This window comes from Caulobacter sp. FV1ye13L (assembly GCF_058681155.1).
In genome coordinates this window covers 1,678,202-1,699,336 of record NZ_CM178732.1, presented here as the reverse complement: position 1 = coordinate 1,699,336, position 21,135 = coordinate 1,678,202, and the positions used below count along the sequence as shown (strand labels likewise).

23 protein-coding genes are annotated in these 21,135 nt (G+C 67.1%); 11 read left to right on the top strand and 12 right to left on the bottom strand.

Annotated features, from left to right (window positions below; all coding sequences use genetic code 11):
- Nucleotides 1–15: 15 nt before the first annotated feature.
- Nucleotides 16–2,808: a PAS domain S-box protein gene (locus ACW176_RS08035; protein ID WP_492111549.1), complete on the top strand. Its 2,793-nt coding sequence runs from the start codon at nucleotides 16–18 to the stop codon at nucleotides 2,806–2,808.
- 160 nt (nucleotides 2,809–2,968) lie between these two features.
- Nucleotides 2,969–3,694, top strand: a complete 726-nt coding sequence (locus ACW176_RS08030) for a DUF1013 domain-containing protein (RefSeq protein ID WP_419319862.1) — start codon at nucleotides 2,969–2,971, stop codon at nucleotides 3,692–3,694.
- Between the two features lie 72 nt (nucleotides 3,695–3,766).
- Here the strand turns inward: ACW176_RS08030 and ACW176_RS08025 are convergent, their stop codons facing one another.
- Nucleotides 3,767–3,940 carry a YdcH family protein gene (locus ACW176_RS08025; RefSeq protein WP_419319861.1) on the bottom strand — a complete coding sequence of 58 codons (174 nt, stop codon included), beginning with the start codon at nucleotides 3,938–3,940 and terminating at the stop codon, nucleotides 3,767–3,769.
- A gap of 129 nt (nucleotides 3,941–4,069) precedes the next feature.
- On the opposite strand from ACW176_RS08025, the gene ACW176_RS08020 reads away from it, so the two are divergent.
- From ACW176_RS08020 to ACW176_RS08010, 3 genes are all read left to right on the top strand, one after another.
- Nucleotides 4,070–4,687 carry a UbiX family flavin prenyltransferase gene (locus ACW176_RS08020; RefSeq protein ID WP_492111548.1) on the top strand — a complete coding sequence of 206 codons (618 nt, stop codon included), beginning with the start codon at nucleotides 4,070–4,072 and terminating at the stop codon, nucleotides 4,685–4,687.
- A 4-nt stretch (nucleotides 4,688–4,691) separates the two neighbouring features.
- Complete coding sequence (locus ACW176_RS08015) at nucleotides 4,692–5,141, top strand: TIGR02444 family protein (RefSeq protein ID WP_492111547.1); 450 nt, start codon at nucleotides 4,692–4,694, stop codon at nucleotides 5,139–5,141.
- Nucleotides 5,142–5,207: 66 nt separating this feature from the next.
- Nucleotides 5,208–5,447, top strand: a complete 240-nt coding sequence (locus tag ACW176_RS08010) for a YdcH family protein (protein ID WP_419253343.1) — start codon at nucleotides 5,208–5,210, stop codon at nucleotides 5,445–5,447.
- Nucleotides 5,448–5,456: 9 nt separating this feature from the next.
- On the opposite strand, the gene ACW176_RS08005 is transcribed toward ACW176_RS08010, so the two are convergent.
- The 3 genes from ACW176_RS08005 to ACW176_RS07995 form a co-directional block, all read right to left on the bottom strand.
- Nucleotides 5,457–6,080: a methyltransferase domain-containing protein gene (locus tag ACW176_RS08005; protein ID WP_492111546.1), complete on the bottom strand. Its 624-nt coding sequence runs from the start codon at nucleotides 6,078–6,080 to the stop codon at nucleotides 5,457–5,459.
- Between the two features lie 76 nt (nucleotides 6,081–6,156).
- Nucleotides 6,157–6,519, bottom strand: coding sequence for a response regulator (locus ACW176_RS08000; RefSeq protein WP_492058349.1), 363 nt, complete (start codon nucleotides 6,517–6,519; stop codon nucleotides 6,157–6,159).
- A 238-nt stretch (nucleotides 6,520–6,757) separates the two neighbouring features.
- The gene (locus ACW176_RS07995; RefSeq protein ID WP_492111545.1) at nucleotides 6,758–7,471 is read right to left on the bottom strand and encodes a GGDEF domain-containing protein; all 714 of its coding nucleotides are present in this window, start codon (nucleotides 7,469–7,471) and stop codon (nucleotides 6,758–6,760) included.
- A gap of 238 nt (nucleotides 7,472–7,709) precedes the next feature.
- Here ACW176_RS07995 and purE point away from each other — a divergent pair, with 238 nt between their 5' ends.
- Together purE and ACW176_RS07985 are read left to right on the top strand one after the other, a co-directional pair.
- Complete coding sequence (purE, locus tag ACW176_RS07990) at nucleotides 7,710–8,198, top strand: 5-(carboxyamino)imidazole ribonucleotide mutase (protein ID WP_419319850.1); 489 nt, start codon at nucleotides 7,710–7,712, stop codon at nucleotides 8,196–8,198.
- Between the two features lie 7 nt (nucleotides 8,199–8,205).
- The gene (locus tag ACW176_RS07985) at nucleotides 8,206–9,297 is read left to right on the top strand and encodes a 5-(carboxyamino)imidazole ribonucleotide synthase (RefSeq protein ID WP_492111544.1); all 1,092 of its coding nucleotides are present in this window, start codon (nucleotides 8,206–8,208) and stop codon (nucleotides 9,295–9,297) included.
- Nucleotides 9,298–9,395: 98 nt separating this feature from the next.
- On the opposite strand, the gene ACW176_RS07980 is transcribed toward ACW176_RS07985, so the two are convergent.
- On the bottom strand, nucleotides 9,396–10,022 hold the full coding sequence (locus ACW176_RS07980) for a TetR/AcrR family transcriptional regulator (RefSeq protein WP_492111543.1): 627 nt from the start codon (nucleotides 10,020–10,022) through the stop codon (nucleotides 9,396–9,398).
- A gap of 121 nt (nucleotides 10,023–10,143) precedes the next feature.
- Here ACW176_RS07980 and ACW176_RS07975 point away from each other — a divergent pair, with 121 nt between their 5' ends.
- Both ACW176_RS07975 and ACW176_RS07970 read left to right on the top strand, forming a co-directional pair.
- Nucleotides 10,144–10,857 (top strand): hypothetical protein, encoded by a 714-nt coding sequence (locus ACW176_RS07975; RefSeq protein ID WP_492111542.1) that lies wholly within the window; start codon nucleotides 10,144–10,146, stop codon nucleotides 10,855–10,857.
- 86 nt (nucleotides 10,858–10,943) lie between these two features.
- Nucleotides 10,944–11,666, top strand: coding sequence for an aspartate/glutamate racemase family protein (locus ACW176_RS07970; protein WP_492111541.1), 723 nt, complete (start codon nucleotides 10,944–10,946; stop codon nucleotides 11,664–11,666).
- Nucleotides 11,667–11,968: 302 nt separating this feature from the next.
- Here ACW176_RS07970 and ACW176_RS07965 read toward each other — a convergent pair whose 3' ends face one another.
- Nucleotides 11,969–12,871, bottom strand: a complete 903-nt coding sequence (locus ACW176_RS07965; protein WP_492111540.1) for an alpha/beta fold hydrolase — start codon at nucleotides 12,869–12,871, stop codon at nucleotides 11,969–11,971.
- Nucleotides 12,872–12,983: 112 nt separating this feature from the next.
- The gene (locus ACW176_RS07960; RefSeq protein WP_492111539.1) at nucleotides 12,984–13,766 is read right to left on the bottom strand and encodes an SH3 domain-containing protein; all 783 of its coding nucleotides are present in this window, start codon (nucleotides 13,764–13,766) and stop codon (nucleotides 12,984–12,986) included.
- Nucleotides 13,767–13,878: 112 nt separating this feature from the next.
- On the opposite strand from ACW176_RS07960, the gene ACW176_RS07955 reads away from it, so the two are divergent.
- Entirely contained in the window at nucleotides 13,879–14,739 is an 861-nt protein-coding gene (locus tag ACW176_RS07955) for a crotonase/enoyl-CoA hydratase family protein (RefSeq protein WP_492058353.1), read from the top strand.
- Here ACW176_RS07955 and ACW176_RS07950 read toward each other — a convergent pair.
- From ACW176_RS07950 to ACW176_RS07935, 4 genes are all read right to left on the bottom strand, one after another.
- Nucleotides 14,723–15,958 (bottom strand): pentapeptide repeat-containing protein, encoded by a 1,236-nt coding sequence (locus ACW176_RS07950; protein ID WP_492111538.1) that lies wholly within the window; start codon nucleotides 15,956–15,958, stop codon nucleotides 14,723–14,725. The two genes, ACW176_RS07955 and ACW176_RS07950, sit on opposite strands and share 17 nt — an antisense overlap.
- Nucleotides 15,959–16,059: 101 nt before the next feature.
- Nucleotides 16,060–17,019 (bottom strand): magnesium transporter CorA family protein, encoded by a 960-nt coding sequence (locus ACW176_RS07945; protein ID WP_492058359.1) that lies wholly within the window; start codon nucleotides 17,017–17,019, stop codon nucleotides 16,060–16,062.
- Nucleotides 17,020–17,091: 72 nt separating this feature from the next.
- Complete coding sequence (locus ACW176_RS07940; protein ID WP_419319832.1) at nucleotides 17,092–17,787, bottom strand: CHAP domain-containing protein; 696 nt, start codon at nucleotides 17,785–17,787, stop codon at nucleotides 17,092–17,094.
- 70 nt (nucleotides 17,788–17,857) lie between these two features.
- Nucleotides 17,858–18,952: an acyltransferase family protein gene (locus ACW176_RS07935; protein WP_492111537.1), complete on the bottom strand. Its 1,095-nt coding sequence runs from the start codon at nucleotides 18,950–18,952 to the stop codon at nucleotides 17,858–17,860.
- Nucleotides 18,953–19,067: 115 nt separating this feature from the next.
- On the opposite strand from ACW176_RS07935, the gene ACW176_RS07930 reads away from it, so the two are divergent.
- Nucleotides 19,068–19,862 carry a TerC family protein gene (locus tag ACW176_RS07930; protein WP_492111536.1) on the top strand — a complete coding sequence of 265 codons (795 nt, stop codon included), beginning with the start codon at nucleotides 19,068–19,070 and terminating at the stop codon, nucleotides 19,860–19,862.
- Nucleotides 19,863–19,944: 82 nt separating this feature from the next.
- On the opposite strand, the gene pstS is transcribed toward ACW176_RS07930, so the two are convergent.
- On the bottom strand, nucleotides 19,945–20,961 hold the full coding sequence (gene pstS, locus ACW176_RS07925) for a phosphate ABC transporter substrate-binding protein PstS (protein WP_492111535.1): 1,017 nt from the start codon (nucleotides 20,959–20,961) through the stop codon (nucleotides 19,945–19,947).
- Nucleotides 20,962–21,135 lie beyond the last annotated feature (174 nt).

Genomic DNA, 21,135 nt, shown 5'->3' with positions numbered 1-21,135 from the left:
CGCCTGCTGCATGAATTGGGAAGCGCCATAGCCAGCTCGACGACGGCCCAGACGCCCGGTCAGACCGAAGAATCCATCGTCAAGGCCGGCGCCCTGCAGAGCGCCATCTTCAACAGCGCCAACTTTTCCAGCATCGCCACCGACGCCAAGGGCGTGATCCAGATCTTCAATGTCGGGGCCGAGCGCATGCTGGGCTACACGGCCGCCGAGGTGATGAACACCATCACGCCGGCCGACATCTCCGACCCCCAGGAACTGATCGCCCGGGCCCGGGCGCTGAGCGCCGAACTGGCCACCACCATCATGCCGGGCTTCGAGGCCCTGGTCTTCAAGGCCTCGCGCGGGATCGAGGACATCTATGAGCTGACCTATATCCGCAAGGACGGCACCCGCTTTCCCGCCGTGGTCTCGGTCACCGCCCTGCGCGACGCGCAAGGCGGCATCATCGGCTATCTGCTGATCGGCACCGACAACACCGCCCGCAAGGCGGCCGAGGCCGCCCTGCAGAAAGCCGGCGCCCTGCAGAGCGCCATCTTCAACAGCGCCAACTTTTCCAGCATCGCCACCGACGCCAAGGGCGTGATCCAGATCTTCAATGTCGGGGCCGAGCGCATGCTGGGCTATGCGGCGGGCGAGGTGATGAACATCATCACGCCGGCCGACATCTCCGACCCCCAGGAACTGGTCGCCCGGGCCCGGGCGCTGAGCGCCGAGCTGGCCACCCCGATCGAGCCGGGCTTCGAAGCCCTGGTCTTCAAGGCCTCGCGGGGGATCGAGGACATCTATGAGCTGACCTATATCCGCAAGGACGGCACGCGTTTCCCGGCCGTAGTCTCGGTCACCGCCCTGCGCGACGACCAGGGCGGCATCATCGGCTATCTGCTGATCGGCACCGACAACACCGCCCGCAAGCTGGTGGAAGAGGAACAGAAAAAGTCCGACCAGCGGCTGCGGGACCAGCAATTTTACACCCGCTCCCTGATCGAATCCAACATCGACGCCCTTATGACCACCGACCCCTCGGGCATCATCACCGACGTCAACAAACAGATGGAAGCGCTGACGGGCTGCACCCGCGACGAACTGATCGGTGCGCCGTTCAAGGACTGCTTCACCGATCCCGAGCGCGCCGAGGCCGGCATCAAGCGGGTCCTGGCCGAGAAATCGGTCACCGACTACGAACTGACCGCCCGCGCCCGCGACGGCAAGCAGACGGTCGTGTCCTACAACGCCACCACCTTCTATGATCGCAAGCGGACGCTGCAGGGCGTGTTCGCCGCCGCCCGCGACGTCACCGAGCGCAAGCGGGTCGAGGCCGAGCTGCAACAGGCCAAGGCCGCCGCCGAGAGCACCAGCCGCACCAAGTCCGACTTCCTGGCCAGCATGAGCCACGAGATCCGCACGCCGATGAACGCGGTGATGGGCATCGCCGACCTGCTGGCCAAGACCGAGCTGACCCCGGAGCAGGACAAGTACGTCCAGATCTTCCGCCGCTCGGGCGACAATCTGCTGAACCTGATCAACGATATTCTCGACCTGTCCAAGGTCGAGGCCTCGCAGCTGGATCTGGAGCAGACCGGCTTCTCGCTGAGCGACCACCTGGAAAAGGCCATCGAGATGGTCGCCCCCAGGGCCCAGGAGAAGGGCCTGATCCTGATCTGCGAGATCGCGCCGGGCGTCAGCAACGACCTGGTCGGCGACCCCACCCGCCTGCGCCAGGTGCTGCTCAACCTGCTGGGCAATGCGATCAAGTTCACCGCCGCCGGTGAGGTGTCCCTGAAGGTCGACCGCGACACCGACAGCACCGCCCCCACCGCCCTGCGCTTCTCGGTGGCCGACACCGGCATCGGCATCGCCAGCGACAAGCTCTCCCGGGTGTTCGAGCGCTTCACCCAGGCCGACAGCTCGACGACCCGTCGATTTGGCGGTTCGGGCCTGGGGCTGACGATCTCCAAGCGGCTGGTCGAGCTTATGGGCGGCAGGATCGGCGTGACCAGCACACCGGGCCAGGGCAGCGTCTTTGCCTTCTCGGTGCCCTTCGAGGTGTGGGCGGCGGCCAACCGGCCGGTCAGCGCCCCGGTGGGCCATGGCCCCGACGCGCCCCTGCCCAGCCTGCGCATCCTGATGGCCGAGGACTCGCCCGACAACTGCACCATCGCCCTGGCCTATCTGGAAGACACGCCCTACCTGATCGACGTGGCCGAGACCGGCCTGATCGCCTGCGAGATGTTCAAGACCGGTCACTATGACCTGGTGCTGATGGACCGGCAGATGCCGGTGATGGACGGCCTGACCGCCACCCGCACGCTCCGGGCGTGGGAAAAGTCGAATGACCGGCCACCGACCCCGATCATCGCCCTGACCGCCTCGGCCCTGAAGGGTGACCGCGAGACCTGTCTGGCGGCGGGGTGCACGGCCTATCTGACCAAGCCCATCAAGCAGGACGTGCTGCTGCAGGCGATCCGGGACTATTCGGCGGTCGCGAGCCCCCGGCCAGAGTCGGCGGCGTCCGGGCCGGAATCACGATCGTGGCGCCCCAGCGCCCGGCTGGCCGCGCTGATCCCCAGCTATCTGGACAGTTGCCGCCAGGACGTCATCACGATGCGCGACGCCCTGGACCGGGCCGACTTCCAGCCCGTGACCCTGCTGGGGCACAATATGCGCGGCTCGGGCGGGGGCTTTGGCTTCCAGGCCATCACCGACTTCGGCGCCGGCCTGGAGCTGGCCGCAGCAGTCTGCGACGTCGCAGGGTCGCGCAGCCTGGTCGACCAGCTGTCACGCTTTCTGGAAGACCAGCGCCAGGCCTGACCCGGCGGGCCCGTAACGGCGCCGAACCGGGGCAGCGACACCGCGCGACGACTGGTCTTCACCATGCCCCGTTCCCTTTCGCCGAGAACCGGATTATAGCTCCCCCGTTGAACATCCCGCCCGGCCGCAAGGTCGGGCGCCGTCATTTCTGGAGGACCGCATGTCCGACATCCTGATGCCCAAGGCGACGGCCGTCTGGCTCGTGGACAATACGTCGCTGAGCTTCGAGCAGATCGCCGATTTCTGTAATCTGCACCCGCTGGAAGTGCGCGGCATCGCCGATGGCGAAGTGGCGCGCGACATCCGCGGCGCCGATCCGATCGGCAATGGCCAGCTGACCCGCGAAGAGCTGGACAAGGCCCAGGCCAACGACGCCTACCGCATGAAGGCCCAGGTCAGCCGTCACGCCGAGCTGCTGAAGCCTCAGAAGAAGGCCCCGCGCTACACGCCCGTGTCGCGCCGTCAGGACCGCCCTGACGCCATCGCCTGGTTCCTGCGCCACCACCCCGAAGTGACCGACGCCCAGATCTCCAAGCTCCTGGGCACCACCAAGTCGACCATCGACCAGGTGCGTCAGCGCTCGCACTGGAACGCCGCCAACATCAAGCCGGTCGATCCCGTGACCCTGGGCCTGGTCGGCCAGCTCGAGCTGGACGCCCTGGTCAAGAAGGCCGCCGAGAAGAAGGCCAAGGACGACCTGAAGAAGGGCATCCTGCCGGAAGATCCCACCCTGCGTCCCGCTTCGGAGACCGGCGTCGTCGAGACTCCCGAGGAGGACGAAGAGGCCGATTACCGCAAGTCGCGCGCCGAGCCCAAGGCCGAGGACGTGTTCGGCAAGTCGACCTATGTGGCCGACGACGAGGACGAGGACGACGACGAAGACTAACGCGTTCTGGCGATCAAAATGAAAGAGGCCCATTCCGTGATCGCGGAATGGGCCTTTTCTAATTCAGCAGCGTCAATGGAGCTGAGATCTCAGCCCCTCTATCTCTTCCTTCAGCCTCAGCTTCTGCCGCTTGAGCTCCCTAAGTCGGGTCGCATCGCTGGCGGGGCGCTTGGTCTCTTCCTGGATCGAGCGATCGAGGTTCTCGTGACGGGACCCAAGTTCGCGGATACGGGATTCGATGGCCATGGCTGTCGGCTCCTTGCTGTTGAGAAGACGAGTGAACACCCGCTGCGCCCGGCTGTCAGATCACATATGGTTGCACGCGGCCCCGCTTGACTTGGCCCACCTTCATCCCGTGTCGGACGAAAATTCACCATGACGGACTCCTCCAAGACCGCGGACAAGCCCCGACTGATCATCGGAATATCCGGCGCTTCGGGCGTTATCTACGGCATCCGCGCCCTGGACGCCTGTCGCGACCTGGGGATCGAGAGCCATCTGGTGCTGTCAAAATCGGCGGCCCTGACCCTGTCGCAGGAGACCGATCTTTCGGTCTCCGACCTCAACGCCAAGGCCGATATCGTGCACCGCGCCGCCGATGTGGGGGCCGCCATCGCCTCGGGCTCGTTCCGGACCCTGGGCATGATCATCGCCCCCTGCTCGGTGCGGACCATGAGCGAAATCGCCAGCGGCGTAACGTCTTCGCTGCTGACGCGGGCCGCCGACGTGGTGCTGAAGGAGCGCAAGACCCTGGTGCTGATGGTGCGCGAGACGCCGCTGCATCTGGGCCACCTGCGCACCCTGACCAAGCTGTCGGAGATGGGCGCGGTGATCGCCCCGCCCCTGCCGGCCTTCTACGCCAAACCAAGGTCCATCGCCGAGATGGTCGACCAGTCGGTGGGCCGGGTGCTGGACCTGTTCGACCTCAACTGGAAACCCGTCAAACGCTGGGGCGAAGACATCGCGCCCATCTCCGGAAAGAGTGAGGGTTAAAGCCATGACGCTTTGGGACTGGGCCCTTGCGGCCTATGCGCGACAGGATGTCGCGGCCGCCTGCCTGAACCTGCAGGACGCCCACGGACAGAACGTGCCCTACCTGCTGTGGGCCGCCTGGGCCGCCGGCGAGGGCCGCGTCGCCGACGCCAAGGCCGCCGCCGGGCTGATGAAGCAATGGGACGCCGAGGTCGGAGCCCCGCTGCGCGGCGTGCGCCGGGCGCTGAAGGCTCCCTTCCCGGCCGTCGCCGACACCGCGCGCGAACCCTTCCGCGAAACGCTCAAGGCCGTCGAGCTGCAGGGCGAGCGGGTGCTGATGGAAAGTCTGGAAGCGATGAGCGGTCCCTCGGGCCCGCCGCTGGACGTTCTGGAAGGCTTGATCGCCGCCGCAGCCGCGTCTGGCGATCCGCCCCGCACGTCGGCTCTGGAACGCCTGGCGACCGCATTGTCGTGAGCCCCTTTACGCGCGCCCCGCCTTTGCTATCTATCGCGCTTGGCTTCCAGCCAAGGGGAACCGTCCATGACCGATGAACCGTCGACGAACGACGACGATCCGTCGGACGAATCCGACCAGGCGATCGAGCGCCGGCTGTCGATCCTGCGCGAAGAGCACCAGGATCTGGACGCCGCCGTCCAGGCCCTGGAAGACCGGCCTCAGCCCGACATGCTGCAGGTGGCGCGGCTGAAGAAAAAGAAGCTGGCCCTGAAGGACAAGATCGGCCGTCTGGAAGACATGCTGATGCCCGACATCATCGCCTAGTCCGGAACTCTACCCCGGCAGTCGGCCCCTGGCGGCGACTTCCGAGGCCGGACGCTTGCGCACCACGAACTCGATGGCGCACTCGGTCGTCGGCAGGCGCGTCTGATCGAACCGCTTCTGGCCCTTGTAGAAGGTGCTGTTGAGGCTCTCCACCTTCTGCACCTCGGCCTGCGGCCCCAGATCGCGCAGCAGGTCCAGCACGTTGAGCGACTTCTCGCTCCACGACTCCGGCTTGAAGACCGTGAACGTCCACTTGTGATCGGTGTTGAAGGTGCTGGGGAATACCCCCTGCTCGTACATGTCCTCGTCGGGGATCATGACCACCATGTGCCCGCCGGGCTTGAGCACCCGCAGCCAGTTCTTCAGGCTGACCGCCGGATCGACCAGATGCTCCAGGCAGTGGCTGGAGTGCAGGAAATCATAGGTCTCGTCCGCGACCGTTTCCAGGACCTGGCCGTCGCCCTGGGGCAGGTCCCAGGTGTCGCAGCTGGTCATCAGCGGAAAGAACGGCCTGAAGGCGCCCAAGGGGTCGGGCGCGCCCCCGACATCCAGGCCCTTGCCCACGAAATAGTGGCTGGCGAACTTGGGGTCGTGCATTCGGCGGACGATGGACTTGGCGCATTCGTGTGTCATGCGGGACCCCTGTTACGAGTTCCGTTCATCGCCTAGTTCGCCGGGTTTGTCAGCGGGCCGCCATCAGCGCGTCCCATCAGTGCGCCTGACAGGCCTCCAGGGCCCGCACGCCGCGCAGCAGCTTGGCCGGGGTGATCGGCTTCTCCAGGCGAGCGTCGGCCCATTCATCCTCGCGCAGGCGAGCCGGATCGATGGCCGAGGCCAGAAGGGTTGAGGTCAGGACGCCGCGTCGCTTGCGGACGGCGCGGATCAACTCGCCGCCGGTCATGCGGGGCATGTAGAAGTCGGTGATCACCAGATCGGGGGCGAACGCGTCCAGCGCGGCCAGCGCTTCCACGCCGTCGCGGCATACCAGGACGTCAAAGCCGGCCTCGCCCAGCGTGATCTCGTAGATCATCGCAAGGATCGGATCGTCCTCGGCGATCAAAATTCGCTGCATTGTCGCGCCCCACACGCCTGACACCAGTCAGAGCGCTTTTGCTTAACCAACCGTTAAATTGGTAACGCGGGGGGCAGAACGAGTCCCTGCGCAAAACGTCGCAAGACCTTGAGGCGAGCGGAGGAGATTCTAAACCCTAGAGCATTTTCGAGCGAAGCGGGTTCCGGTTCGCGTGAAGAAAATGCGTTAAAACAAAGATCTAGAGCTCCGGACTGACGCCGTCAGGACGGCAAACGCTCTAGGCCTGCTTGCGCTTGCGCACGAACATCGCCGCATCGGCCTCAGCCAGGGCCACTTCGGGGTCCGAACCCGGGGCAATCTCGCGCACGCCCCACGAGATGTGCAGCGGCGCAGACCACTCGCCGAACTCGACGGGGGTGTCCTGGATGGCGGCCGCCAGGCTGGCGGCCTTGGACAGGGCGGTTTCCTTGTCGGCCTGGGCCAACAGCACGGCGAACTCGTCGCCGCCCATGCGTCCGACCACATCGCTTTCGCGCACATTGGCCAGCAGACGGCGTGCAACCGCCTGCAGGGCCGCGTCGCCCGCCGCATGGCCAAAGCGGTCATTGACGTTCTTGAAGCCGTCCAGGTCGAAGAACACCACGCTGGCCGGCGAGCCATAGCGCTGGGCGAAGGCGGCCACGCGCTTCATCTCGCGCAGGAAGGCGCGACGGTTCAGCACCGGGGTCAGCACGTCCTGGTCGGCCTGCTGCTGGGCTTCGTTGAGCCGCAGCTTGAGCCGCGAAACCTCGCCGCGCAGGTCGTCGATCTCGGCCATCAGGGTGGTCAGCGCTTCCTGCACCTGGGGCGTCAGGTCAGACTCGCCCAGCCCCAGGAAGGCGGCGCTGTCGGGGGCCGGCGCCTCGCGCACGGAAACCTGGGCCCCCGCACGGGCCAGGGCCCGCTTGCGGATGGCGGCAAAGGGTTCGGTCCGGGCGCCGGAGATCTTCATGGACTAGGGAATCGTTTCTTGCACAGCTTGGCCAAGTGTTAACGGGAACGGCGTCGCGCGCAATCGGGGCGCGTTTTGGTCGCAGCACCCTGTCGTCACGGCGCGCGCGGCGCCTGTTTCACGGGCGCGCTGGGCGTTTTGGGCTTGCGCTCGCGCGATTGACGCGCATACGGGGCGACCTTCAGGGCTCGGGTCAAGCATCCGCGTCCGCGCGCCGCCTTGAGGGATCTGCAAGCCGATGCCGAATACACCTCCGGTCGCCATCATCATGGGCAGCCGCTCCGACTGGCCGACCATGAAAGCCGCCGCCGACGCGCTGGCCAGCCTGGGCGTCGCCTATGAGGCCAAGGTGATCTCGGCCCACCGCACGCCGCAGCGCCTGTTCGACTTCGCCACGGGCGCGCAAGGCGCGGGCTTCAAGGTGATCATCGCCGGGGCCGGCGGCGCAGCCCACCTGCCGGGCATGGCCGCCTCGATGACCAACCTGCCGGTGCTGGGCGTGCCGGTGCAGTCCAAGGCCCTCAGCGGCCTGGATTCCCTGCTCTCCATCGTCCAGATGCCCGGCGGCGTTCCCGTGGCCACCCTGGCCATCGGCGAGGCGGGGGCCAAGAACGCCGGCCTGCTGGCCGCCCAGATCCTGGCCCTGTCCGATCCCGCCCTGGCTGAACGGCTGGCCGCTATGCGCCAGGCCCAGACCGACAGTGTCGCCGAAAGCGTCGAGGACTGAACCGCCCATGACTGACGCGTCTTTCCCCCTCGTTCCCGGCTCGACCATCGGCATATTGGGCGGCGGACAGCTGGGCCGCATGCTGGCCCTGGCCGCCGCGCGCCTGGGCTTCGACGTTCTCATTCTTGATCCTGAGGAAAACAGCCCCGCCGGCCGCGTCGCCGCCCGCCAGATCGTCGCCGCCTATGACGACCGCTGGGCCCTCAAGCGTCTGGCCGAGGCCTGCGACGTCGTCACCTACGAATTCGAGAACGTTCCCGCCGACACCGTCGCCGAGCTGGCGGCCCTGAACTGCGTGGTCGCGCCCGGCGCCAAGGCCCTGGCCGCCGCCCAGGACCGGGTCGTGGAAAAGAGCTTCCTGGCCGAGATCGGCGTGCCCACCGTGGCCTTCGCCGCCGTCCATGACAGCGAAACCCTGGCCGCTGCCGTGGCCAAGATCGGCGCGCCGTCCCTGCTGAAGACCCGCCGCGAAGGCTATGACGGCAAGGGCCAGGCGTGGATCCAGCGGACCAGCGACGCCGAGGCCTCGTTCGAGAAGATCGGTCGCCAGGCCGCCATCCTGGAGGCCCCCGCCGATTTCGGGCGCGAACTGTCGGTGATCGCCGCCCGCGGCCGCGATGGCGAAATCGCCTGCTACCCCCTATCGGAAAACCATCATGAGGGCGGCGTGCTCAAGCGCACCTCCGCCCCGGCCAGGGTCACGCCGGCCACCCGCGACCAGGCCGAAACCATCGCCATCAAGATCCTCACCGCCCTCGACTATGTGGGCGTCATCGGGGTGGAGCTGTTCGAGCTGGCCGGCGGCAAGCTGCTGGTCAACGAGTTCGCGCCTCGCGTTCACAATACCGGCCACTGGACCCAGGACGGCTGCGAGGTCGACCAGTTCGAGCAGCACATCCGCGCCGTGGCCGGCTGGCCCCTGGGCCCGACCCAGCCCCTGGCCCATGTGGAAATGACCAACCTGCTGGGCCCCGATGTCGAGGCCTGGAAAAAGCTGGCCGGCGAGCCCGAGACCCGCGTCCACCTGTACGGCAAGGGCGAGGCCCGCCCGGGGCGCAAGATGGGCCATGTGAACCGGCTGCGGGGCCTGAAGGACTAAAGCATTTTCCGATCCGACCGGATCGGTGAAATGCTCTAGTCTTTTGTTTTGACGCATTTTCTGACGACGAACCGGCGGCCACTTCGTCGGAAAATGCTCTAGGCGTAGACGCGCCGGATGATCAGCAGCGCGGCGGCCTTCACACGGTCCCAGTCGGCCTCTGAGCGCAGGGGCACGCCTGAGAAGGCCCCCGCCGCCGAGGCTGACAGCACCAGCTGCTGTACGGCGGCAATCAGGAAGAGGTTCAGGGCGGGCGCGTCCAGGCCAGGCGGCGGCGTCAGATCGCCGCGCATGCGGGCCATCCAGCGACCGAGCGCCTGACCCCGCGCGACGGTCAGCCGATCCACCAGCGGAGACGGCCCCGCCACTTCCCAGGCGGCGATGCGCTGGACCAGCGGATCGTCGCGCAGGGCGTCGAGAAAGCCCAGGATCAGCCGCTCGGCCAGTTCGGCATAGGTGCGCGGCGGCTCTGCGGCGCCCTGGCTCAGTCCGGCCTCTATGCGGGCGGCCAGATCAGCCCCCAGCGCCTCGACCAGCCCGTCGAGCCCCCCGAAATAGCGATAGATCAGTTGCTTGTCGCAGCCGGCCTGGCGGGCCACGGCGTTGACGCCAAACCCCTGAAACCCCGCCTCAGCCAGGACCTGGCGCGCTGCGGCGACGAGGGCGGCCTCGGTCCGGGCGCGGTCGCGGCCAGACGCTCTGGGAGGATCGGGAGTCTCGGACATAGCCCGTGGTTAGTACGACCCTGCCGCCCCGTCCAGCCTCAATGTCCCCGGCCGGTGACAATTTGCTTGCGCATGTCACCGACCGGTGATATTGGCCATGTCACCCAATGGAGACATGGCCATGACGCATAGCTTCACGCCCAAGACCGCCCGTCCGACCCCGTCTGCCGTCTGGATCGGCCTGGGGGCGATCGCCCTGGGCGTCGGGTTCAATGCGCCCTACGCGGCCCTGGCCGTCCTGTACGACTATCCGCAGGTGCTGCGCCGCCCCCCGGGCGAGGCGCTGGACCTGTTCGTGGCGGGAGGGGCGCCTCTGATCCTGGCCTGGTACGCCTTCATGCTCAGCGCCCTGGCTCTGGTCCCGCTGGCGGCGGGCCTGTCGATCACATCCAGCCGACTGGCCGCGCGACCGGCCTTGGCGATCAGCGCGGCGATCTGCGGCGCCCTGGCCGGACTGACCCAGGCCATCGGCCTGTCGCGCTGGGTCTTCGCCATCCCGATGCTGGCCCACGACAGCAACCGGGCCGGGGCCGAGCAGTCATTTGCCCTTCTGAACGCCTGGGGCGGCGTCGCCATCGGCGAGCATCTGGGTCAGGGGCTGACCGTGCTGTTCGTCGCCCAGTTGGCGATCCTGCAGTGGAGCGAGGCCCGCCGCATCACCGCCACCCTGGGCGGCCTGACCACCATCCTGCTGGCGATCGGCACAGGCGAGGCCCTGGCCCTGGCCCTGGGACGCGAGGGTAGCCTTTTCGCGATGTTCACCGTGGCGGGCTTTGCAGTCCTGACGGCCTGGCTCATCGCAACGGGTCTGAGCCTGATCCGCGCCAGGGCCTGAGCCCCGAGCCCCTAGCCCCTAGCCCGGCTCTGGGCGGAGCGTGCGGATCAGCCTAGATCAGGATCAAAGGATGTTCGGAGCCCTCCATGACCGACCAAGCGATCATCGGCCTGATCGGCGGCATGAGCTGGGAAAGCTCGGCCCAGTACTACCGGCTGATCAATGAGGCCGTGCGGGAGCGGCTGGGCGGCGTGGCTTCGGCCCGCACCCTGATGTGGTCGTTCGATTTCGCCGAGATCGAGGCCCTGCAGCACCAGGGCCGCTGGCCGGAGCTCTCTCGGCGGCTGGCTGACGCCGCCCGGGCGCTGGAGGCCGGCGGGGCCGACTTTCTGGTCCTGTGCACCAACACCATGCACCGCGAGGCCGACACCCTCGAGGCGGCGGTCCACATCCCCCTGCTGCACATTGCCGACCCCACTGCCGAGGCGATCAGGGCCGCCGGCCTGACCCGGGTGGGCCTGCTGGGCACCGCCTTCACGATGGAGCACGACTTCTATCGCGGCCGACTGGAGAAGCGCCACGGGCTTGAGGTGCTGGTCCCCGAGGCCGACGACCGGGCGGCGGTGCACAACATCATCTATCGCGAGCTGGTGGCGGGACAGGTGCTGGACGCCTCCCGCGAGGTCTATCGCGCCGTGATCGCCCGGCTTGTGGCGCGCGGGGCGCAGGCCGTGATTCTGGGCTGCACCGAGATCATGCTGCTGGTCGGCCAGGCCGACAGCAGCGTTCCGGTGTTCGACACGACGCAACTGCACGCCCTGGCGGCGGTGGAGCGGGCGTTGGGCGGCGTGGGGGAGCTGACGCGGTAGGTGTCTGCTGGGGGTGGTGAGCGGCCCTCGCCTTGGCTTCCGACCCGAAAGGCGGCGCTCCGGGGTCGCGCCAAGCCTCAAGTCTCTTGGAGGCGCAGCGTGCCGGTCTCTTCGACACCCCTATATACCCTTGTCATCCCGGCTGCAGCGCAGCGGAGAGCCGGGCCCCCGGGGCCGGGGACAAGCCCCGGGATGACGAGGAACAGTGCGATGGTGTCGGAGCCCTAGGATCTTAGGGGTCGGGATTCACCGTAAGCGCTTTGCCAACAAGGCGGGCCTTCAGGTCGCCACTCTCGGAACGATCACTGCGTCGCCATCGCGAAGATCGCGTCGCGCGCCAGGTCCGGGCGTTCCATCGGCAGGAAGTGGCTGGTTCCGGCCACCGTCTCGACCGTCACGTCCTTGCCGCGCCGGGCGAAGCTGTCGCCGGCCCGGCAGGTCGAGCCGCGCTCGGCTTTCAGGATCCGTACTGGCCCCATGACCTTGCGGATCGCCCGCCACGGATCGTGGGCCTGGGCCGAATAGTTGGACGCTTCCCACGCCGGCGCGCAGGCCAGTTCCACCTTGCCGTCGTCACGATCGACGAAGCCGCCGTCGACATAATCGGCCAGCATGGTCTCGGGCCAGGTCTTGAAGGCCCCGCGACCGGTATAGGCGGCGACCACCGCCTCGCGGTCGTCAAAGACCGAGCGGCGGCGCGAGGCGGCCTGGGCGATGGGCATCTTCTTCCACAGCGCGCCCGAGGTCCACGGAACCTGGGCGTACAGGGCCACCAGGCGCGGCATGATCACCGGGTCCAGCAGGACGAGGCCCTTGACCGCGCCGGGCAGGGCCGCGGCGGCCAGCAGGCTGACCGTTCCGCCCATCGAATGTCCAGCCAGCACCACTGGGGGACCGTTGAGGGCCTTGAGCAGGGCGACCAGATCGTCGCGCAGGTCCAGCCACGAGCGACGGCCCTCGCCTTTCGCGGCCAGGGTCGTGGCGCCATGGCCGCGCTGGTCGATGGCCAGCACCCGCAGGCCAGCCGACAGCGGGGCCAGCAGGCTGTTATAGGTCTGGGCGTTGAAGCCGTTGGCGTGGACGAAGACCACATCGATGGCCCGGTCCTGCGGGCCAAATTCCAGCGCCGCCATCTCGCCGGAGCCGGCGGGGCTGTCGATGGCGATCATCCGCCTTCGGGGTTGTCGAAACACGGCCGCATCCATCGGCGAGGGTCCTTTTGCGGCTCCCGGTCAGGATAGGGCCGCAAGACGGCCGCGTCCAACCCCGCCTCCGCTTAAGGGCCAAAGACCCCAAAGCGGAGGCGGCCGGTCAGGATCAGGCCTGGGTCAGCTGCCACTCGCCGCGATTGTCCTGGCAGGCGCTGTAGCGTTCCGTGGCCGGACGCTGGCCCGAGGTCGAGATCGAGGCGTTGATCACCCGGCACGAGGCGGCGACGGTCTGCAGCGGACGCACCAGGCCCGGCGCCACATAGCCGACGGCGTAGCCGCTCTGGCCGACCAGGATCCAGCCACCGTTCGGGGCCGAGCCCAGGGCGTCGAAGGCCTGGCCGGCGGCCAGCTTGCCGACCACCTTGCCGCTGGTCGAGGGGGTCGAACGCATGTTCGCTGCGCCCTTGGCGGCGTACTGGCCGCCCAGGGCGTCATAGCTGGGAAGAGACTGCACGCCGGCGGCGAAGCGCAGGTTGCGGCTGTCGACGGGCGGGCCATAGCTGGACGAAACCACGTCGATGCGGCCCGAGGCGCCCGTGCGCGAATTGCTCCAGGTCTGGGACTGGCCGGTTTCCAGCGCCTTCTTGGTGGCCTGCTGGGCCAGGGCGGTGTCGGTCGACTGCATGCGGCAGCCGATATAGGAGCCCGCCGCCGCGCCGGCGGCCGCGCCGACCAGGGCGCCGAGGGTCTTTTCGTTCTTGGCGACCTTGCTGCCCAGGAATGCGCCGGCGGCCGCGCCGATCAGGGCTCCGCCTTCCTGCTTCTTGCCCGAGCCTTCGCACGAGAACAGGCTGCCCAGCCCCTTGGACTGGGCCAGGACGGGGGCCGGAACGGCCAGGCTGGCGCCGGCCATGGCGGCGATGGCGAGCAGGGCGGGGGTGGTCTTCATGGGTCTTCCCTCTGTCTTGGCCGATGGTTGTGCGGCCACATTCCGCAAAGTCAGTGTTGGCGCCGCGTCCAGTCCGCGAGATAGTCCCTTATCAACGATAAGGGAGGACGTCATGAGCGCCCACGATCACGCAGACTATACGTGTTTCAAGGTCGAGATCGAGGCTGGCGTCGCGCACATCCAGCTCAAGCGTCCCGACGCCATGAACACTATGACACGGGCGTTCTGGAACGAGCTTCCCGCAATTGTGAAACATATTGACGACAACGCCCTGGCGCGCTGCATCGTCATCACCTCGACCGGCAAGCACTTCTCGGCCGGCATGGAGCTTTCGGTGTTCACCGACGGCGAGGGCGTCACTGAAGAGCGCGGCGGCGACCGCCACGTGGCCGGCGAAAGCTTCCGCCATCACGTCCATCACCTGCAGGACACCTTCACCTGCCTGGACAAGGCCCGCATGCCGGTGATCGTCGCCATCCAGGGCGGCTGTATCGGCGGGGCGGTCGATTTCGTCAGCGCCTGCGACATCCGCTACGCCACCTCCGACGCCTTCTTCTGCATCCAGGAGATCAATATCGGCATGACCGCCGATGTCGGCACCTTCCCGCGCCTGTGCAAGCTGATCCCCGAGGGCTGGGTGCGCGAGCTGGCCTATACCGGCCGCCGTCTGCCGGCGGGGCGCGCGCGCGACATCGGCCTGGTCAACGAGACCTTCGACAGCCACGAGGCCCTGATCGCCCACGCCTTCGCCACCGCCCGCGAGATCGCCGAAAAGTCGCCCCTGGCCGTGGCCGGCAGCAAGGTGATGATCAACTACGCCCGCGACCACACCATCGCCGACAGCCTGGACTATATCGCCACCTGGCAGACGGGCATGTTCGCGGGATCGCACATGGCCGAGGCGTTCAAGGCGAAGATGGAGAAGCGGCCGGCTGACTTCCCCGACCTGCTGCCGCTCAAGAAGAAGATGTAGCCTTCACCGGCATTTCCGCGCCCGTCAGGTCGCAACCCTCGAGGCGGGCTCTGGTCAGGTCCGCCTCGATGAACCGGGCCCGCGGCGCGCTGGCTCCGGTCAGATTGGCGCCGCGCAGCACCGCGCGGCTCAGATCGGTGCGGATGAACCGGTCCTCGGCGATCTTCAGCGGACCAAGCTTGGCGCCGGTCAGGTCGGCCTTGGCCAGTTGGGCCCCGACCAGGCGCGCGCCGCGCAGGTCGGCGTTCCTGAACTTCACGCCACGCAGGTCCGCGCCCATCAGATTGGCGCCCTGCAGCTGGACGCCCTCCAGATCCATGCCGAACATGACCGCTCCGGGCGCTGACAGGCCCGCGAGCCGGCGGTTCTTCAGGCGTTTCAGCGGCCGGAAGTCGACCTCATCGACCCTGGCGATCGCGCCCTCGCGGCCCTCGGACCTGACGAAGGCTTCATGGGCTTCGAGCACGTCGGTCAGCGGCAGGTCGTCGATATAGATGATCGGCGGCGGGGCGCGCAGCACCTCGCTCATGTCGACGTCCTCCAGATTGGCCCCCGACAGATCGGTTCCCACCAGGACGGCCCGCCGCAGCGAGACCTTGGACATGTCGGCCTTGTGCAGATTGGCGCCCGACAGGTCGGCGCCGTCCATGCGGGCATTGGCCAGCTTGGCGCCCTGCAGGCTGACGCCCGTCATGTCGGCGTCGCTGAAATCGGCGGCCTGGGCGAAGGCGCCCGACATCTGGGCCCCGGCCAGCTTGGCCCCGTTCAGCAGGGCGTAGTCCAGTTCACCCGGACGTGTGGAATGCTTGAGGATCCGCAGGCCCTTGGTGTCATCCTGCACGGCGGTAACGCCCTCGCGCAGGTCGCAGGCTGAAAGGTCAGCGCCCGAGAGATTGGCCCCGCGCAGGCAGACGCCGCGCATGTCGGCCCGGGTCAGGTCGCAGTCGCGCAGGTCGGCGTCGCGCAAATCGGCCCCGTACAGCGTGGCCCGCACCAACTTGGCGCGCGCCATCATCGCCCCGCCCAGCAGCGCGCCGGTCAGGTTGGCCTCCGAGAGATCACGGCCCTCGAAATTGTAGTTGTTGAGGTTCACATACGAGAAATTGGCGCGGCGGCCAGCCGGCTGGCCCTTCAGGAACCGGCCGTGCGCGTCCATCACCTCCCGGACGGCGGAGGCGTGCAGCGAGCGGATCAGACTGGGTCTGGCGGCGGCGGACATGTAGGCTGAGGCGTCCCTTTGGCGAAGGACCCTCTCACACCAGTTTTAAGGAAAGGTGCAGACCTGCGCGCAAATGCCGCTTAGGCCCAACGCGAGCGGCCCTAAAGCCAGCCCTTGCGTTTGAACCACAGCAACGGCCCGATGCCTGCGGCGAACATCATGCCCAGGGCCATGGGATAGCCCTCCATCCACCGCAGCTCGGGCATGTGCTCGAAGTTCATGCCATAGACCCCGGCGATCAGGGTCGGCGGCAGGAACACCGCCGAGAACACCGAGAAGATCTTGAAGATCGCGTTCTGCTCGATGTTGATCAGGCCCAGGGCCGCATCGAGCAGGAAGGTGATGTTGCTCGACACATAGCTGGAATGGTCGGTGATCGACTGCACGTCGCGCTGCAGGGACTTGAGGTGGTCGCGCAGCTCGCGGTCGCCCTCGAACTGGTCGGCCAGGGACGCGAAGCTGAGCAGGCGGGCCAGGCTGACCAGGCTGTCGCGGGCCTTGGCGTTGATGTTCTGGGCGCGGCCCAGGCGGTTGAGGATCTGCTCGAAGGCGCCGCCGCGCGGACGGCTGAAGATGGCCCGCGACTGGGCCTCGACCTCGCTGGCGGTGCGCTCGAGAATGTCGGCTGTGCGGTCGACGACGGCGTCGAGCAGGCCAAGGAAGGTCTGCGGGCCGTTGGGGCACAGGCTGGGCTGGCGCTCGGCCTGGGCGGCGAACACCGAGAAGGCGCGCGGCTCGACATAGCGGATCGTGATCAGGCGCTGGCCGACCAGAACGAAGGTCACCGGGGCGGCGGTCGGCAGGTCGCCGTCGGCATTGACCAGGACGGTGGCGGTCATGAAGGTGCCGCCGTCCTCCTGATAGAGGCGCGAAGAGGCCTCGATCTCGGCCATCTCCTCGCGGGTGGGCAGCAGGACGCCGACGGCCTGTTCAACCGCCACCTCCTCGGCGCGCGAAGGATCGACAAGCTCGATCCAGACGGCGTCGTCGGGTAGCCGCCAGTCGCGGCCCGCGTCGCCGGTCTCGAAGCCCGGCGCGCCACGGCGCAGAATTCTCAGCATGGATCGGCGAGCCTCGTCACCCGCCGGGAATGACCCAGCGCGAGCGTGGCGTCAATCGGGGCGCAGCGAGGCCTAGCGGGGTGCGGCTGGCTTGTCGTCTTCGGACGGGCCGCCCGAAGCGGCGGCGATCAGGGCGGCGATCCGGTCGGTGGAGTCGGCGGCCTGGTTGATGATGTCCAGCGGCGAGGCGCGAACCGAGGCGGCCACCTGGTTGGCGGCGGACTTGGCCAGCGAAACGGCGGCGTCCTGGGCCAGGGCCAGCTTGCTGGTCGCCACGGCGATCTTGGTGGCCTGAGCGTTCTGATAGATGAAGCCGTGGGTCGGATAGACCGTGGTGCCCAGATCGCGGATCGGATCGTACCAGACCTTGACCTGGGTCCAGTCGCCGGCCGGCGAGACGTCGACCACGGTGACGTCCTGTTCGACCTGGCCGCGAGCGCCGTTCATCACCGACCAGTTGGCGTGGGTCACCTGGATGACGCGATCGGTCAGCACCTGGCTGACGAAGGCGACATGGCCCAGGTTCATGCGGCCGGTGGGCTTGAAGGACAGGACCGAGCCGATCTTCGGCGCCGAGCCGGTGTCGTAGTGGCCGGCGGCCTGGCCCCACCAAGTGCGGGCGTCGCCGAAGATTTGAATGCCAGACATCAGACGCGCGAACGGCACGCACTGCCAGTACCCGTCAGCCACCGCGCCGGAAACCGGCATCAGGCTGATCATGGCGGCAGCGGCGATGGAACCCCAGAGGGTTCTCGTCCGTTTCGTCATGCTGTGGGCACTCCCCCGTGTCACTGGGCCAAGCAGTAACCTTGCCAGAGACCTATGAAAAGAGTGTTTCTCAGGCGCCGGCCGCGACCAGTCGCCGCTGGGCGCGGCGTTGAGCCCAAGATTTCATGTGCTCGCGGGCCGGCTTTTCGATCAGATGATAGGATGCGGCCGAGAGCGGGATCAGCGCTGCGACAATGCCCAGCCAGATCAGCAGGGGCAATTGCTCGCCCTCGATACCCAGAATTTTCGTCGCTGCATTGACCGAAACGATCTTCCAGGGAATGCAGATCATATAGGTCGAATAGCTGATCTCGCCCAGATAGACGAAAATGCTCTGGCTGGCGAAGGTCGAGCCGGTAGCGGCCAGGCTGGCCAGCATCAAAATCAGGCCGCCCAGCACCGCAACAATGACCGGATCGGGGGCGCCAAGGTGAACGGCGCCCAGAACCAGGGCGCCCATGACCACCGCGCCGGGCGCGGCAAGTCGGCCCGGGATTGCACCCGAACGCCACAGGGCGTGCAGGGCGCAGCCATAGGCAAAGCACGGGACAATGCGCAGCGCGCCCCACTTGATGGTCGCTTCCGTCAGCGGGAAGCCCGCCAGGCGTTCGAAGGCGGGATAGAGCACCGCGATAAAGGTCAGGGCCAGGGCCACGGCCACGAACGGCCGCTTGCGCAGCCTCCAGGCGACGAAGGCGAAGGCGGGAAAGCTGAGATAGGCGAACCACTCGGCCGAGATCGACCAGGAAGCGTGATTCCAGCCCGAGACCGGCGCAAAGCCCCAGGCATGGACCAGCAACAGGTTGGCCGGCAGGGCTTCCCACGAGACGATGTTGTGACCCACCACGATGCCCGCCAGGCTGGCCAGGGCGGCCATCAGGCCCACGCCCGCCAGGGTGGCCAGATGCAGCGGATAGACCCGCGCCAGCCGATTCCACAGGAAGTCGCCATAGCGGAACCGCCCCAGGCCAAAGCCCTGCAGATAAACGTGGCAGAGAATGAAGCCCGACAGGGTGAAGAAGGCCTCGACGCCCAGATAGCCCTTGGTCGCGACCGCAGGCGTGAAGCCGACCGCCAGGTTGGGCCAATAGTGGAACAACACCACCCAGAAGGCGGCGAAGAACCGAAGCGCGGTTAAGGGCTTGATATTTGCGGCGTCGGGCATACTTCAGGTCCAGTTTGGCGAAGCCTGGGGGCTTCCGTCACGTTCCTTGCATGGACGGGGCCCACGGAGGGGTGGGTCGAGACGCTTTTCCAGACAACAGACTTAGAACAGGACGATGAACGAACTCCTTAACCTCGCCGTGGACCCAGCAGCCTGGGCCGCCCTGATCACCCTGATCGTCATGGAAGTGGTGCTAGGCATCGACAACCTGGTGTTCATTTCCATTCTCTCGAACAAGCTCGCGCCCGAGCATCGTCAACGCGTCCGCCGCATCGGCATCTCGCTGGCCCTGATCATGCGTCTTGTGCTGCTGTCGACCATCGCCTTCATCGTCGGCCTTGTGCATCCGGTATTCGACCTGGGGATCGTCGGCCCGGCCGGCGCCCATGGCGAACCGACGTTCGAGACCGCCTTCTCCTGGCGCGACCTGATCCTGCTGGCCGGCGGCCTGTTCCTGATCTGGAAGGCCACCAAGGAAATCCACCACACGGTCGATCCCGCCCAGGAAAGCCATGACGTCCTGGACAAGACCGGCGCCGCCATCTCGAATGTCGGCTCGGCGATCTTCCAGATCATCCTGCTGGACCTGGTGTTCTCGATCGACTCGATCCTGACCGCAGTGGGCATGACCGAGCATCTGCCGATCATGGTCATCGCCGTGCTGGTCGCCGTGACGGTGATGCTGCTGGCCGCCGATCCGCTGGCCAACTTCATCAACAACAACCCGACCGTGGTGATGCTGGCCCTGGGCTTCCTGCTGATGATCGGCACCGTGCTGATCGCCGAGGCCTTCGGCATGCACGTGCCCAAGGGCTACATCTATACGGCCATGGCGTTCTCGGGTGTGGTCGAGGGGCTCAACATGATGTCCCGTCGCGCTGCGGCCAGAAAAAAGGGCGAAGGCCAGTAAGCCTCCGCCCCGTCGATCGCCTTCAAGGCCCCGTCGCCCCGGATCGTGTCCGGGGCGGCGGGGTTTTTTGTTGGGCGGACGCCTATCGCGCTTTCCAGCTTTCCCGGACCAGGGCCTTAGCCTTCGCCGGCGCGGGCGAATAGCCGAGGCTGGACATCCGGGCGTCGCCGTTGGCGTAGCCCCACTCGAAGAAGTCCAGCACCCGCTTGCGACGATCCGCAGGGGTGTCGTCGCGCACCAGGCCATAGCTGACCAGCACCAGCGGCCAGCTCTTGGCGCCGGGCTGATCCAGGGTCGGAACGCCAAAGCCCTTCGACGCCGACCAGTCAGCCTGGGCCGCGACGGCGGCGAAGGCCTCAGGCGACGGCGCCACGAAGTCGCCGTCGCGGTTCTTCAGCGTCACCAGATCCAGCTTGTGCTCCAGCGCATAGGCGTATTCGACATAGCTGATCGTGCCCATGGTGCCGGACATGATCTCGCTGATCCCGGCATTGCCCTTGCCGCCCAGGCCGATGGGCCAGGCGACCGTCTCGCCGGCGCCGGGGCCGGCCTTCCAGGCCGGGCTGACCGCCGACAGATAGCTGGTCAGCAGCAGGGTCATGCTGGCCGGATCGGTGCGGCGCGCAACGGTGATCGGCCAGTCGGGCAGGTCGACACCCGGATTGACGGCCTTCAGCCTGGCGTCATTCCACTGGGTGATCTTGCCCAGAAAGATGTCGGCCAGCAGCGCGCTGTCCAGGCGCAGCTTGCCGCTCTCGAGCCCGGGAACATTGGTCACCAGAACCGTGCCGCTGATCAGGAACGGAAACTGGCTCAGACCCTTGGCGGCGAGATCGGCGTCCGACAACGGCATGGCGGTCACGCCGAAGTCGGCGGCCTTGGCCTCGATCTGGCTAATGCCATAGGCCGAGTTCTGCCCCTGATAGGTCATCGTCTCGCCGGTGGCGGCCTGGTAGTCGGGCATCCAGGCCTTGAACAACGGCGACTGGATGGAGCCGCCGGCGCCGCTGATCGCGGTCGGGGCCGGCGACTGCGCGCCCGCCGTGCCCGTCAAACCGAGACACAGGGCCAGTGCGATCGGCGCGATGGATAGTTTCAAGAGCATCCCTCCAATGACTGCACAACATTAGAGAAAGGCCGTTCAGCCAAACTCAAAATGAGTACCTGTTGTTTTCTATCTCCTTTTGAAACCAAGGCTTTCATTTATGAAATGCGACACGGAGACGCACGAATTCGTCGCGCCATTACTATGGCGGCGCGGAAGATTTCATTA

Excerpts from the sequence above, each read along its gene's own strand:
- ACW176_RS07965 (WP_492111540.1), bottom strand. The coding sequence starts at position 12,871 with ATGGATGCGGCCGTGTTTCGACAACCCCGAAGGCGGATGATCGCCATC.
- purE (WP_419319850.1), top strand. The coding sequence starts at position 7,710 with ATGCCGAATACACCTCCGGTCGCCATCATCATGGGCAGCCGCTCCGAC.
- ACW176_RS08005 (WP_492111546.1), bottom strand. The coding sequence starts at position 6,080 with ATGACACACGAATGCGCCAAGTCCATCGTCCGCCGAATGCACGACCCC.
- ACW176_RS08030 (WP_419319862.1), top strand. The coding sequence starts at position 2,969 with ATGTCCGACATCCTGATGCCCAAGGCGACGGCCGTCTGGCTCGTGGAC.
- ACW176_RS07955 (WP_492058353.1), top strand. The coding sequence starts at position 13,879 with ATGAGCGCCCACGATCACGCAGACTATACGTGTTTCAAGGTCGAGATC.
- ACW176_RS08015 (WP_492111547.1), top strand. The coding sequence starts at position 4,692 with ATGACGCTTTGGGACTGGGCCCTTGCGGCCTATGCGCGACAGGATGTC.
- ACW176_RS07985 (WP_492111544.1), top strand. The coding sequence starts at position 8,206 with ATGACTGACGCGTCTTTCCCCCTCGTTCCCGGCTCGACCATCGGCATA.
- ACW176_RS07960 (WP_492111539.1), bottom strand. The coding sequence starts at position 13,766 with ATGAAGACCACCCCCGCCCTGCTCGCCATCGCCGCCATGGCCGGCGCC.
- ACW176_RS08010 (WP_419253343.1), top strand. The coding sequence starts at position 5,208 with ATGACCGATGAACCGTCGACGAACGACGACGATCCGTCGGACGAATCC.
- ACW176_RS07945 (WP_492058359.1), bottom strand. The coding sequence starts at position 17,019 with ATGCTGAGAATTCTGCGCCGTGGCGCGCCGGGCTTCGAGACCGGCGAC.
- ACW176_RS07980 (WP_492111543.1), bottom strand. The coding sequence starts at position 10,022 with ATGTCCGAGACTCCCGATCCTCCCAGAGCGTCTGGCCGCGACCGCGCC.
- ACW176_RS07950 (WP_492111538.1), bottom strand. The coding sequence starts at position 15,958 with ATGTCCGCCGCCGCCAGACCCAGTCTGATCCGCTCGCTGCACGCCTCC.
- ACW176_RS07970 (WP_492111541.1), top strand. The coding sequence starts at position 10,944 with ATGACCGACCAAGCGATCATCGGCCTGATCGGCGGCATGAGCTGGGAA.
- ACW176_RS07930 (WP_492111536.1), top strand. The coding sequence starts at position 19,068 with ATGAACGAACTCCTTAACCTCGCCGTGGACCCAGCAGCCTGGGCCGCC.
- ACW176_RS07940 (WP_419319832.1), bottom strand. The coding sequence starts at position 17,787 with ATGACGAAACGGACGAGAACCCTCTGGGGTTCCATCGCCGCTGCCGCC.
- ACW176_RS08020 (WP_492111548.1), top strand. The coding sequence starts at position 4,070 with ATGACGGACTCCTCCAAGACCGCGGACAAGCCCCGACTGATCATCGGA.
- ACW176_RS07995 (WP_492111545.1), bottom strand. The coding sequence starts at position 7,471 with ATGAAGATCTCCGGCGCCCGGACCGAACCCTTTGCCGCCATCCGCAAG.
- ACW176_RS08025 (WP_419319861.1), bottom strand. The coding sequence starts at position 3,940 with ATGGCCATCGAATCCCGTATCCGCGAACTTGGGTCCCGTCACGAGAAC.
- ACW176_RS07975 (WP_492111542.1), top strand. The coding sequence starts at position 10,144 with ATGACGCATAGCTTCACGCCCAAGACCGCCCGTCCGACCCCGTCTGCC.
- ACW176_RS08000 (WP_492058349.1), bottom strand. The coding sequence starts at position 6,519 with ATGCAGCGAATTTTGATCGCCGAGGACGATCCGATCCTTGCGATGATC.
- ACW176_RS07935 (WP_492111537.1), bottom strand. The coding sequence starts at position 18,952 with ATGCCCGACGCCGCAAATATCAAGCCCTTAACCGCGCTTCGGTTCTTC.